Source organism: Chitinimonas koreensis, from assembly GCF_014353015.1.
GTDB classification, from domain to species: domain Bacteria; phylum Pseudomonadota; class Gammaproteobacteria; order Burkholderiales; family Chitinimonadaceae; genus Chitinimonas; species Chitinimonas koreensis.
On record NZ_CP060704.1, the window covers coordinates 4,864,591 to 4,877,160 of the forward strand.

A 12,570-nucleotide genomic window follows, 5' to 3' on the forward strand; every position below is an offset into this window, starting at 1 on the left:
CTCAGGCTCCTTCCGTGGCGGCCAGCCACTGCGCCAGCGCCTGCCGGCCGCGCGCGGCCAGCTCGCGCTTCTTCGCTTGCCACCATTGGTAGACCTCTCTTTGCAATGCCTCGATACGCGCCGGCTCCTCGGCGCGCTGGCGGCGGAATTCGGCCAGCATCGCCGGCAGCTCGGACCAGTCGTCCAGCAGCGGGAACGGCACGCCGCCCATCGCCGCGGCGTCGAGCAGGAAGGCGTGCGGCCGGCTGATCGGGATGCAGCCCAGTTCCAGCGCGTCGTACAGCCGCAGCGTCTCCGGCGCGTTGCCGGCCGGGCACGGCGCGAACACGCAGTCTTCCATCATCGCGGCGTACATGCCGGGCTGCCAGCCGCGCGAGAAGCCGGCAGTGGCGTACAGCACGCAGTCGCCGCCGCACTCGGCGCCGGCCGCGGCGAAGTCGGCCCGCTCGTTGCCGTGCGCCGCGCCGTTGTCGAGCCAGCCGATGAAGGCCGCCAGGTTGCGCCGCAACGCCACCGGCTTGAGGCTGTCGGCCCGGCGCGGGCCGATGCCGGTGCGGTAGCCGAACGGCACCCATACGGTCGGCACCCGGCTCAGCGCGTCGGCGTGCGCCTCGGGCGTGTAGTAGGGCCGCAGCACCAGTTCGACGTGGGCATAGGCATCGCGCGCGTCGCTGCAGTGCTCGTCGCCCAGGTGCAACAGGGCGACGCGGTGGCCGCGCTGCTTGAGCCGCTCGAGCTGGCCCCACCACTCGTCGCGCAGCGACACCAGCAGCATGCGCGGCGGCGCGAGGAAGGGCTGGCCCTCGTGGGCGACCTGCACCGACAGCCGCCAGCGCGGATCGGCCAGCAGCGTGTCGTGGACGAAATGGCTTTCCAGCACGTAGTTGAGCGTGCGGGCGTTCCAGGCGACGTCGAGGGTCTGCATCACGGTCCTTCGTAGAACTCTTGCTGGTTCGGGCGCGGCCGGCGTGGTGGCTGCCATGTCCATCGATCGGCTACCCGCCCCGCAGGTCGGGCTATACGCCCGACGGCGACTTCGTTCGACAGCGCTGCCGGGCGTAAGGCCCGGCCTACGGCGGCGGCACGGTCGACGGCACGGTGGTGTAGGAGCGGTTTCAGCCGCGAATCGCGATCGTGCCCGCCCGGCCATTCGCGGCTGAAGCCGCTCCTACGGGGACTGCGGCATTCAGCTGGCCAGCAGCTTGCGGAAATACGCGATGGTCTCGCGCAGGCCGTCTTCCAGCGCCACCGTCGGCTGCCAGCCGAGCGCGGACTGGGCCAGCGCGATGTCGGGCTTGCGCTGCTTCGGATCGTCGGCCGGCAGCGGCTTGTGGACCAGCTTCGAGGCGCCGCCGACCTGCTTGAGGACCAGCTCGGCCAGCTCCAGCATGGTGAATTCGCCGGGGTTGCCGATGTTGACCGGGCCGGTGAAGCCGGCCGGGCTGTCCATCAGCCGCAGCATGCCCTCGATCAGGTCGTCGACGTAGCAGAACGAGCGCGTCTGGCTGCCGTCGCCGTAGATGGTCAGGTCCTCGCCCTTGAGCGCCTGCACGATGAAGTTGCTGACCACCCGGCCGTCGTTCGGATGCATGCGCGGGCCATAGGTATTGAAGATGCGCATCACCTTGATGTCGACGCGGTGCTGGCGGTGGTAGTCGAAGAACAGCGTCTCGGCGCAGCGCTTGCCCTCGTCGTAGCACGAGCGGATGCCGATCGGATTGACCCGGCCCCAGTAGCCCTCGGGCTGCGGATGCACCTCGGGATCGCCGTAGACCTCGCTGGTCGAGGCCTGCAGGATGCGCGCACCGGTGCGCTTGGCGAGGCCCAGCATGTTGATGGCGCCGTGCACGCTGGTCTTGGTGGTCTGCACCGGGTCGTACTGGTAGTGCACCGGGCTGGCCGGGCAGGCCAGGTTGAAGATGCGGTCGACCTCGACGAACAGCGGGAAGGTGACGTCGTGCCGCATCAGCTCGAAATGCGGCTGGCCGATCAGGTGGGCGACGTTGCGCTTGGAGCCGGTGAAGAAGTTGTCGACGCACAGCACGTCGCGGCCGGAGGCGACCAGCCGGTCGCACAGGTGGGAGCCGAGGAAGCCGGCGCCGCCGGTGACCAGGATTCTTGGATCGTCCATCATGATTGTTCTTCCCTTTTCGTCTCGTCCTTCGGAAATCCGTTTGTCTTGCCGGACCGGTATGCCGTCGTGCGATCGACCTGTCCCGACAACCGCCGGGGCCGCGCCAGGTAGGTCGGGGAGCGCCGTAGCAGCGGCTTCAGCCGCGAATGGCCGCAGCGCCGCCCCACCGGGTTCGCGGCTGAAGCCGCTCCTGCAGGTCCTGTCCCGCCTCAGCCGAAACGCAGCCCGACGATGCGTTCGAACAGTTTTTCCATGCCGGCGAAATGCAGGAACCAGGCGTTGTTGTGGAACTGCACGTTGAACGCCAGCTGGAACAGCTCCCACGGCACCTCGCCGCCGGCGTCGAGCAGCGGCGGGTAATACAGCGCGCAGGCCTCGTAGAAGATCCAGTTGTAGCGCGGGCTGATCGGATGCAGCCAGCCCTCGTCGAGCAGGATCGCCGACAGCGGGTGCTGCTCGTAGCAGCGCGTGCGCTGCACGTGGGCGTAGGCGCGCTCCAGCAGCGCGCGGTGCGGTCCGGGCTCGAGCACCAGCACGCCGGTCTGCACGATGCGGGTGGCCGGCGTGTCGAGCTGCTCGAACTGGCGGTAGATGAAGCGGTGGTAGTCGTCCCAGGCGGTCTCGACCGCATCGAGGCTGGCCGCCAGCGCGGCGCGATCGAGCGGCGGGCGCAGGCCCTCGGGCGTGCGTTCGAGCCGGATATGGTGCTCGGCCGGCGAATGCTGGGCGTAGTTGAGCGTGCCGCCGACGCGGCCCGGCGGCACCGCGGCGGCGATCGGCGGCGCGGCCGGGTTGATGACGATGTCGGCGTCGACCCAGACGATGCGGCGGTAGGCGGCCGACCACGGCTGCGACAGGATCAGGCACTTCTGCCAGGCCACCGAGCGCGCCTGCGCCTCGGGGCTGGTGTCGAGCGGATGGGCGATGGCGACGATGTCGTAGCCGTGGCGCTCGGCGTAGCGCTCCCAGCTCTGCCGCGCCACCTGCTGCCAGCCGCGCAGGTAGCGCTCGCCGACCGCCAGCGTGACCAGCGCGACCTCGGCGGTCGACGCAGCGGCGCCCGGCACGAAAGCCTGGCCGGCATGTTCGAGCAGGTGGACCGTCATGGCTGCGCCCAGGCCACCAGCCAGCTCATGGTCTCGGGCCGGCCCTCGGTCACCGCCAGCCAGCGGTCGGCGCTGGGCAGCGTGCGCAGCCAGGTGTCGCGGTTCGGGTCGCGCGGGCCTTCCTCGATGCGCTCCAGCCGGTGGCTGGCCGCCAGCCGCTCGATCAGCAGCGGGGTGATGCTGCGGTTGGCGAAGTCGTGGCACTCGACCACGATGTCGCACTGCGCCAGCGCCGGCAGCCGCGCCGGGTCGAGCAGCTCCATCTCGCCGCCCTCGCAGTCCATCACCAAGAGCGTCGGCCCAGGGCCGGCGATGGCGGCGCCGAGGCCGGCCAGGTCGCAGGCGCCGGCCACCCGCAGCCGGCCGGCCACGCCGTTGCGCTCGGCGGCGGCGCGGCAGATCGCCTGCGCGCGCTCGTTCATCTCGAAGGCGATCACCTCGGCCTGCGCCAGCTTGAGCGCCAGGCCGATGGCGTAATAGCCCTCGGCCGCGCCGACGTTGACCACCCGGCGATGTTCGCGCCGCAGCAGCCGTTCGAACACGCCATGCAGCTCGGCCTCGTAGCAGCCCAAGAGCTTGGGCAGCTTGTCGCCGTCGCCCCAGGCGACCTCGGCCAGCAACTGCATGCCGAGGAAGGGGCCGGTCTGCACCACGCCGCCGGTCAGGTCGAAATAGTGCTCGGTCATTTCCAGCCGGCGCAGCGCGTTGGCCAGGCCGCGCGTCTGCGCCATGGCGTTGCGGTGGGCCTGTTCGAGGTCGGGTTTCATGCGGGCTCCGCGCGGCGCCGGTAGACGCCGATGAAGGTGTTGCTGGAGATGTGCTCGCTGCTGGCGTCGACCGGCAGCCGGCCGAGCGCCTCGACCTCGAAGCGGGCGGCCAGCGCGGCCGCCACGTCGAAGCCGTCGTCGACCCAGCCGCGGTCGGTCGGCACCGCGCGGCGGTTGTTGTTGACCACCATCAGCCGGCCGCCGGGCTTGAGCGCGGCGTGCAACCGCTCGATCTCGCCGGCCGGGTCGAACACGTGCTGGATGATCCAGCAGGCCACCGCGCCGTCGAAGCGCAGGCCGTCGGCCAGCAGCGCCTGGAAGAAGCCCGGCGCGCAGGCGGCGAAGCGGTCGTGCTCGACATAGCCGGGCGCCAGCTGGCGCATCTCGCGGCTGAGGTCGACGCCGAGCACCCGGCCGGCCGGCCGCGCGTCGAGCCAAGCCTTGGCGAGGCGGCCGACGCCGCAGCCGAAGTCGAGCACGAAGCCGTGCTCGGGGAAGGCGGCCACCATCTGGTCGCGCAGCCACGGCGTCTCGCTGGCCCAGCGGCTGTCGGTATCGAGCCCGCGCTCGGGCGTGAGGATGATGCGGCGCGCTTCCTCGAGGTTGTTCACGTGGAAGACGGCGTCGGAATAGATGGCCATGAGGACGGACTCCTAGCGGGCCGCTTGGGCGACGGGTGAAGGGGAACGGGGCATGCCGGCCCGGGCTGCAAGACTCCGTAGCAGCGGTTTCAGCCGCGAACGGCGATTCGCGCTACGCCCGGCATTCGCGGCTGAAACCGCTCCGACGAAAACCGGCAGGTCGGACTTCAGTCCGACCGCGCCGTTGCCGGAGATCGCCGTCGGATTGAAATCCGACCTACGGAACGTGCCACAGCCTGCGCTGTTCGGATGGAAACGGGCGTCGATACGCGTAGTCACGCTCAAGGCTCCCGGAACGCCGAGCGCAGCGAATCGACGATGGGCTCGAGCAGGTAGTCGAGCAGCGTGCGGTCCTCGGTGCGGAAGTACAGCACCGCCTGCATGCCCGGCAGCAGGCCTTCGACGCCGGCTTCGCGCAGCGAGGCGGCGTCGAGCTCGACCTTGACCGGGTAGTAGGACGGCACCGCCTCGCTGCCGACCGCGTCGGGCGCGACGTAGACCACCTTGCCCATCACCCGCGGCGTGGTGCGGTGGTTGTAGGCGGTCAGGCTGACCTCGACCGGCTGGCCGAGGCGGATATGGCGGATGTCCTTCGGCGCCACGCCCGAATCGAGCTGCAGCGGGCTGTGCGCCGGCACCAGCTCCATCAGCGGCGCGCCGGCGCCGACCACCATGCCGGCGGACTGCACGCGCAGGTTCATGATGCGGCCGTCGGCCGGCGCCACCACCGTCATCTTGCGCTGGGCATCCTCGATCGGCCGCAGCGACTGCTGCAGCTCCTCCAGCCGCAGCTGGCTCTCCTTGAGCTCGGCGGTGGCGGCCTGCACGTAGCCGCCCTTCATCTCCTCGATGCGCCAGGCGTAGTCGAGCACGCGCTGGTCGGCCCGCAGCATGTCGCTCTCCAGCTCGTTGACGCTGGCGCGGTACTCGGCGGCGCTGCGCTCCAGGCCGGTCACCCGGGTCTTGGCGACGAAGCCGGCGTCGGCCAGCTTGCGGTTGGCGTCGGCCTCCTCGCCCAGGAGGCGACCGGCCTCGCGCTGCGAATCGACGCGGCGGCGCAGCACGCCGGTCTCCTGCTTCACGCTGGCCTGCTGCGCTTCGAAAATGGCGATCTGGTGGGTCAGCGCATTGCGGCGGGTCTGGAACACCCGCCTTTCCTGGTCGAGGATGTCGGCCCGGCGCGGCTTGCCGCGCTCGGCCTCGAGCTCGGCCGGGTAGCGCAGCTCGGCCGCCAGCACCTGCTCGGCACGCAGCCGCGCCTGCTTGGCCTGCTCGGCGAAGATGCCGATCAGGTAGGTGTCGTAGGTCGCCTGGGTGCGCGGATCGTGCATGGTCAGCAGCGGCTGGCCGGCCTTGACCACGTCGCCGTCGCGCACCAGCACGCCGGCCACCGTGCCGCCGCCGGCATGCTGGATCGGCAGCCGGGTCTGCTCGGTGCGCACCGTGCCGTTGGCGATCACCGCGCCGGCCAGCGGCGCCAGCGCCATCCACAGGAAGCCGCCGCCGATCAGCAGCGCGATCAGCCACATGCCGCCGTGGATCAGCCGGCCGGGGTCGCCGGCCAGGTCGAGGTCGGCGTCGGGGTGAGCCAGTCCTGTACGCGTTTCAGCATGGTCAGGCCCTGCTCTCTGCCGGGTTCGGCGCCGAATACTGGGCCGCCACCGCGGCCACCGTGTCGAAGGCTTCGACCGCGCCGCTGCGCAGGATCAGCAGCTTGTCGAAATGCTGGAACAGCGAGGGCTTGTGCGCGATCACCAGCAGCGTGACGCCGTCGCGGCGCAGGCCGGCGAAGCATTCGAGCAGCGCCAGCTCGCCCTCGGCGTCGAGATTGGAATTCGGCTCGTCCAGCACCACCAGGCGCGGATCGCCGTACAGCGCGCGGGCCAGCGCGACGCGCTGGCGCTGGCCGCCCGACAGCCCGGCGCCGCCCTCGCCCAGCGGCGTCTCGTAGCCCTGCGGCAGCCGCAGGATCATGTCGTGCGCGCCGGCGCGCTGGGCGGCGCGCACCACCGCGTCGGAATCGATCGCGCCGAGCCGGGCGATGTTCTCGCCCACCGTGCCGGCGAACAGCTCGACGTCCTGCGGCAGGTAGCCGACGTGGCGGCCCAACCATTCGCGCGGCAAGCCGGCCATGTCGGCGCCGTCGAGCCGCACCGTGCCGGCCAGCGGCTTCCACACGCCGAGCAGCAGCCGCGCCAGCGTGGTCTTGCCCGAACCGCTGGGGCCGGCGATGCCGATCTGCTCGCCCGCCCGCGCCATGAAGCTGATGCCGCGCAGCACCGGCCGGTTGCCGGCGCCGAGCGTGAACACCAGCTGCTCGACCGCCACGTCGCCGCGCGGCGGCGGCAGTGCCACCTGGTCGACCGGATCGACCGCGTCGACGGTGAGGAACTGGCGCAGCCGGCCGTAGGCGTTGCGCGCCTCCGACAGGAAGCTCCAGCTGCCGATCAGTTGCTCGACCGGCGCCAGCGCGCGGGCCGAGATGAAGGTGGCGGCCAGCATCACGCCGGGCGAGGTGTGCTCGTCGAGGATCAGCAGCGCGCCGATGCCCATCATCAGCACCTGCAGCAGCTGGCGGGCGAAGCGGGTGAGGCTGGCGAAGAAGCCGACCACGAAGCTGGCGCCGACCTGCTGGCGCAGCACCTCGAGGTTGTGGCGGCGCCAGCGCGCCAGCACCGCGCCGTGCATGCCGAGCGCGGCGACCACCTCGGCGTTGCGCAGCGCGGCGTCGAAGAAGCGGTGGGTGGTGAGCGTGCCGGTCTGCATGCGCTCGAGCGCGGCGCGGCTGAGCACTTCGTTGAACAGGCCGATCGCCAGCAGCAGCAATGCGCCGGCCAGCGAGCACCAGCCCAGCACCGGCGAGAACAGGAAGATCAGCGCCAGGTAGACCGGCAGCCAGGGCGCGTCGAACAGCGCGTACATGCCGGTGCCGGTAAGGAAGGTGCGCACCGCGCTCAGGTCGCGCAGCGCGGTCTGGGCCTGGCTCGCCAGCGGCTGGGCGGCCTCGGCCAGCACCCGGCCGGCGATCACCTCGCCCATGCGGCGGTCGATGTAGACGCCGGCGGCGACCAGGAGGCGCGAGCGCAGCACCTCGAGCACCATCATCAAGAGCAGCGCGCCGACCACCCCGACGGTGAGGAAGAACAGCGTGGGATTGCTGCGCGAAGCCATGACGCGGTCGAACACCTGCATCATGTAGATCGACGGCGCGAGGATCAGCAGGTTGATGAAGAAGCTGAACACCGCTGCGTAGGCGAACAGGCGGCGGGTTTCCAGGATGGCGCTGCGCAGGGGCATCAGGCAGCCACTCCGAAGCGGTCTTTCAGCAGTTGCAGCACGGTTCTCGCTCTCGCCTCGTAGCTATGCCGTTCCAGCAGCTGGCCGCGCTGGGCGCGGCCGATGCGTTCGGCGTTTTGCGGGTAGTTAAGCAAATCGTCCGCCAGGGCGGCAAGCCCGGCATGGTCGTCGTACAGCAAGAGGTGGTCGAACAGTTCGTCCTCGCCGTTGCCGACCCGGTTGGTGACCAGCGGCGTGCCGCTGGCCTGGGCCTCGAAGTAGCGCATGTTGACGTCGTTGGCGTGGCTGACGTTGAGGATGAAGTGCGACTGGTTGTAGACCCGGTTCATCTCCTCGCCCCAGGCCTGGCCGACGAAGCAGTTGGGCAGCCGCGCCCGCAGGAATTCCAGCGCTGCGGCGCGCGCCGGGGTGTTGATGTTGCCGACGAAGCACCAGTCGTAGCGCTTTTCGACGCCTTCGAGCGGCCGGATCAGGCCGGGGCTGGCGGCCAGCGGCAGCCAGGGGATGCCGAGTTCGAGCGCGCGGTCGCGCTGGGCCGACAGCGCCAGGTCGAAGCCGCGCAGCTTGTCCCAGCGCGTCATCGGCGAACCGAGCAGGCGGTCCATGCGATGGACGTCGATGCACCAGTAGAGGCTCGGGCAATCGAGCTCGGGCGTCGGGTAACCGAGGTCGTCGTCGATCGACAGGCAGGCGTCGACGTCGCGCGGCAGTTCGCCGTAGCCGCGGAAATACAGGCCGGCCTCGCCCATGGCCATCGGCGGGTAGTGCACGACGTCGACGCCGACCGCGCGCAGGGCGGCGTCGAGATGGCTGCCGGTGGTGTCGGCGCGGTGCAGGCGGTCGTAGACGACGGCCAGGCGCAGGGGGCGGCGCTGCTGGGCGGCGAGGGTGTCGGATGTGGTGATAGGGCCAGGCGGGGCGAGGTCGACTTCGAGCGTCATCCAGCCTGCTTCCCCGGCGAGGTCAGCAAGCGGAGCAGCGATCGAGCCCTCTTCCACCCGCATTTCTTCCTCCACCGGCGCGCCCTCACCCTCTCCGTTCCTGCCTTGCTGGAACGGGTGCCTCTCCCGGGGGAGAGGGGTGAGTGCAGCGACACCTCCACGCTCGCGACTTCGGCGAAGGAAGACGACGCGGCGTCCGAAGCAGCCCGCGACAGCCCCCTCTCCCCCGGGAGAGGGCAGGGTGAGGGACGCCGGTCGAGTCCTCGCCTGACGATATTTCGTCAATAAGCTGCGCGTTCCCGCCAACCGGCAGAGCGGCATCGGCGATCGCGCCGTCTTCCGCCGCCTCCGCCTTCAGCAAAGTCGCCAGCAAGCCCGCCGCATCGCGCCGCCGCATCGCCGCCAGCGCGCGCCGGCCCAGCTCGCGCCGCGCCGCCGGATCGGCGACCAGGGCCGCGCAGGCATCCACCAGCCCGTCGTAAGGCACCGCGCACAGCCCGTCGCGCAGGTCTGCGGGCAATTCGGTCGCGTCGTCGCACTCGGCCACCACCGCGCGGCCATTGGCCAGCAGGTAGCTGACCCGCACCAGTTCGAAGATGCGCGCGCCGCGGTTGTGCAGGTTGAGCACCAGCTTGGCCCCGCCGATCAGCGCGTCGCGCTCGGCGCCGTAGACGCCGTAGGCATAGCGCACGTGCAGGCCGCGCGCGCGCAGCGCGTCGAGGATGGCCTGGCGGCGCGGGCTCATGGTGCCGTAGAACAGCACGTCGACTTCCTCGGCCGGCTGCACCGCGATGCGGCCGAGCTCGGGCACCCAGCCGACCGGCAGCAGCCGGCCGCGGCCGCCCTGGCTACGCAACCAATCGAGGTTGCGCGCGCTGTAGTCCCATACCTCGTGGCGCAGCAGCAGCTTGAGCTGCGGGTGCTCGGCCAGCGCCAGGCCCGGCAGCTGTTCCAGGTTGTAGATCACCGCGTCGCCGGGCAGCGCCGGCGGCGCCGCCAGCCACGGCAGCAGGTGGAAGCCCAGCACCAGCGGCCGCCGTCCCGGCAGCAGGTGGTTCAGCACGATCGGCGCGTCGCAGCCGAGCCGGCGGAAGGCGTGGTGCAGCGTCTCGGCCACCTCGCGGAAGGCGCCGATGTGCGGGTAACCGGCCGGCGCCAGCAGCAGGATCTGCCACGGTCGGCTCATCGCGACCTCTGAGCAAATCGCATGACGAGCGCCAGCGAGGCCCCCGCTGGCCCACCGCGCAAAGTCTGCGACTTGGCGGGGCCTCCCGAGCGGCGAGGGCGGGAGGTGCGGAATAGATCAGCGATCGACGGTCGATTCATATTCGATGGTTCGCACCCGGCTTTGCCGGGTGTTGAGCTGAAGTTGGCATTCCTAAGCAGGCTCCAGCACCAGGTAGTGCTGCAGGCTGAAGAATTCGTTGATCTCGCCGTTGTCGTTGGCGCGCACCGTGAGCCGGCCGAAGCCGATGTCGAGCGGTGCGCGGCCATTGCAGCGGCCATAGGCCTCGGCCAGGCTCGGGTCGAGCGCATGATGCACGCTGCGCACCTTGTAGCCGGTCTCCTCGACCATGCGGCGCGCATCGGCCAGCGCGAAGAAGCGCAGGTGGGTGACGTCGAGGATGCCCATCGCCTCGTACTGGAAGCGGCCCTCGGCCATGCGGTTGAGCAGGCCGAGGTTGCGCGCGTTGGGCAGGCTGACCAAGAGCCGCGCATCCGCCGCCAGCCAGGGCCGCAGCCGCCGCAGCGCGTCCCACGGGTCGACCATGTGTTCGAGCACGTCGGCCAGCAGCACGGTATCGATGGCGCCGGGCGCCAGGCCGGCGCGGGCGAAGTCGACCTCTTCCAGCAGGCCGGTGAACACCCGGTCGAGCCGGCCGGCCGCCTGCGCCGCCGCGCCGCGGTGCGGCTCGATGCCCCAGGCGCGCGCCGCGGGGAAGCGCGACTTGACCAGCGCCGAGCTGGCGCCGGCGCCGCAGCCGACGTCGAGCATCAGCCGCGGCGGCCGGTCGATCAGGTCGACCAGTTGCTGGCGGGCGATCTGGTGGTAGGGCGTCACGGCCGGGTCGGAGTGCGACAGGCTGTGCCACACCGGCGCCGGCGGGCTGCCGGCCGGCGCGGCCAGCAGCGGCTTGAGCAAGGCGGCCGCATCGCGCCGGCGCATGGCGGCGAAGCCGCGCCGGCCCAGCGCGGCGCGGCCGGCCTCGTCGCGCAGCAGCGCCAGGCAGCGCTCGACCAGGCCGTCGTAGGGCGCCAGCGCCAGGCCTTCGCGCAGGTCGGCCGCCAGCTCGGTCTCGGCATCGCCCTCGGCCACCACCGCGCAGCCGTTGGCCAGCAGGTAGCTGACCCGCACCAGCTCGAACACCCGCGCGTCGTTGCGGTGGACGTTGAGCACCAGCCTGGAGCGCGCGATCAGCGCGTCGCGCTCGGCGCCGTAGACGCCGAACAGCGCCGCCACCGTGGCGCCGGCCGCCCGCAGCGCGTTCAGCACCGCCTCGCGGCGCGGGTTGAGCGAGCCGTAGAACAGGACGTCGATGTCCTTGTCCTGCTCGTCGGCCGGGGCGATGCGGCTCAGCTCGGGGGCGTAGGCGATCGGCAGCCGGCGCGCCGCGATGCCGCGCTGGGCCAGCCAGGCGATGTTGCGCTCGCTGTAGTCCCACACCTCGTGGCGGCGCAGCGCGGCCAGCAGCGCGTCGTTGACCAGGTGGGAGCCGTCGATCAGCTGTTCGAGGTTGTAGACGATGGTCTCGGGCGGCAGCCAGGGCGCCTGCGGCAGGTAGGGCAGCAGGTTGGCGCCGAGCACGATCGGCCGACGGCCCGGATCGATGCGGTTGAGCACGATCGGCGCGTCCTCGCCGAGCCGGCGCAGGCCGTGGTGCAGCGTCTCGGCGATCTCGCGGAAGGCCGCCACGTGGGCATAGCCCGGCGGCGCCAGCAGCACGATCTGGAACGGGCCGCGGCTCATGACTTGGAGCACCACAGCACGCCGAGGCCGTTCCACCACATCGCCTGGTCGCCGTTGTAGCGCGCCGGCAGCTCCATCAGCGTGCGCCAGCGGCGGGTCGACCTGGCCATCCAGTCCTCGCTGGCCGCCTTGGCCTCGGAGCCCGAATCGTCGGCGCGGCGCCAGTCGTCGACGATCACCAGCGCCTCGTCGGCCAGCAGCGGCTCGACCAGCCGCAGCGCGTCGTACTGGCTGGCGTAGTCGTGCGGGCCGTCGAAGAAGTAGCCGCCGACCGGGTGGTAGACGTGCTGCTCGGTCAGGCAGCGGCGGAAGTCGCCGTGGAAGAAATTGACCCGGTCGGCCAGCTGGTGCGCCGCCAGGTTGGCGCGCAGCGTGGCCAGCGTGTTGCCGTGGTCGCCGAACTGCGAGAAGTCGTCGCAGGCGTAGCACGGCCGCGCCGGCTGGCCGGCCAGGGTGGCGATCAGCGACTTGCCGTGGAAGGTGCCGATCTCGAGCCAGGCCTCGCCCGGCGGCAAGAGGCCATATGCAAGGTTGAGCAGCCGCAGTTTCTTGGGCGAGCTCATGCCCTGGACCTCGGGGCAGGGGTCGAACAGCCGGCGCAGTTCCGGGTCTTCGAGCGCCGGGCTGGGCTGGCTGGCGACGGCGGGACTGAAGCGTTGCTGGAAGCGTTCGAGGAACAGGGCGTGGTTCATGGGCGGGCCTGGGAAGGGCGGGGA

General features: G+C 71.2%; 11 protein-coding genes. All 11 read right to left on the bottom strand.

Features of this window, described 5'->3' with window-relative positions; translation table 11 throughout:
• Position 1: 1 nt before the first annotated feature.
• Complete coding sequence (locus tag H9L41_RS20580; protein ID WP_028444822.1) at positions 2 to 925, bottom strand: glycosyltransferase family 47 protein; 924 nt, start codon at positions 923 to 925, stop codon at positions 2 to 4.
• A gap of 261 nt (positions 926 to 1,186) precedes the next feature.
• Positions 1,187 to 2,131 (bottom strand): UDP-glucuronic acid decarboxylase family protein, encoded by a 945-nt coding sequence (locus tag H9L41_RS20585; protein ID WP_034606057.1) that lies wholly within the window; start codon positions 2,129 to 2,131, stop codon positions 1,187 to 1,189.
• 212 nt (positions 2,132 to 2,343) lie between these two features.
• Positions 2,344 to 3,240, bottom strand: coding sequence for a hypothetical protein (locus H9L41_RS20590; RefSeq protein ID WP_028444820.1), 897 nt, complete (start codon positions 3,238 to 3,240; stop codon positions 2,344 to 2,346).
• The gene (locus H9L41_RS20595; RefSeq protein WP_051318714.1) at positions 3,237 to 4,007 is read right to left on the bottom strand and encodes a class I SAM-dependent methyltransferase; all 771 of its coding nucleotides are present in this window, start codon (positions 4,005 to 4,007) and stop codon (positions 3,237 to 3,239) included. The genes H9L41_RS20590 and H9L41_RS20595 overlap by 4 nt, the downstream gene beginning before the upstream one ends.
• Positions 4,004 to 4,648: a class I SAM-dependent methyltransferase gene (locus tag H9L41_RS20600; protein ID WP_034606053.1), complete on the bottom strand. Its 645-nt coding sequence runs from the start codon at positions 4,646 to 4,648 to the stop codon at positions 4,004 to 4,006. Before H9L41_RS20600 ends, H9L41_RS20595 begins: the two co-directional genes overlap by 4 nt.
• Before the next feature lie 281 nt (positions 4,649 to 4,929).
• Entirely contained in the window at positions 4,930 to 6,177 is a 1,248-nt protein-coding gene (locus H9L41_RS20605) for an HlyD family type I secretion periplasmic adaptor subunit (protein ID WP_187523557.1), read from the bottom strand.
• 85 nt (positions 6,178 to 6,262) lie between these two features.
• Positions 6,263 to 7,945, bottom strand: a complete 1,683-nt coding sequence (locus H9L41_RS20610; RefSeq protein ID WP_034606049.1) for a type I secretion system permease/ATPase — start codon at positions 7,943 to 7,945, stop codon at positions 6,263 to 6,265.
• Positions 7,945 to 8,886 (bottom strand): glycosyltransferase family protein, encoded by a 942-nt coding sequence (locus H9L41_RS20615; protein ID WP_084299906.1) that lies wholly within the window; start codon positions 8,884 to 8,886, stop codon positions 7,945 to 7,947. Before H9L41_RS20615 ends, H9L41_RS20610 begins: the two co-directional genes overlap by 1 nt.
• An 85-nt stretch (positions 8,887 to 8,971) precedes the next feature.
• Positions 8,972 to 10,072 (bottom strand): CgeB family protein, encoded by a 1,101-nt coding sequence (locus tag H9L41_RS20620; RefSeq protein ID WP_187523558.1) that lies wholly within the window; start codon positions 10,070 to 10,072, stop codon positions 8,972 to 8,974.
• A 192-nt stretch (positions 10,073 to 10,264) separates the two neighbouring features.
• The gene (locus tag H9L41_RS20625; RefSeq protein ID WP_169730138.1) at positions 10,265 to 11,866 is read right to left on the bottom strand and encodes a class I SAM-dependent methyltransferase; all 1,602 of its coding nucleotides are present in this window, start codon (positions 11,864 to 11,866) and stop codon (positions 10,265 to 10,267) included.
• Positions 11,851 to 12,546 (bottom strand): class I SAM-dependent methyltransferase, encoded by a 696-nt coding sequence (locus H9L41_RS20630; RefSeq protein ID WP_028444815.1) that lies wholly within the window; start codon positions 12,544 to 12,546, stop codon positions 11,851 to 11,853. Before H9L41_RS20630 ends, H9L41_RS20625 begins: the two co-directional genes overlap by 16 nt.
• Positions 12,547 to 12,570: the final 24 nt, after the last annotated feature.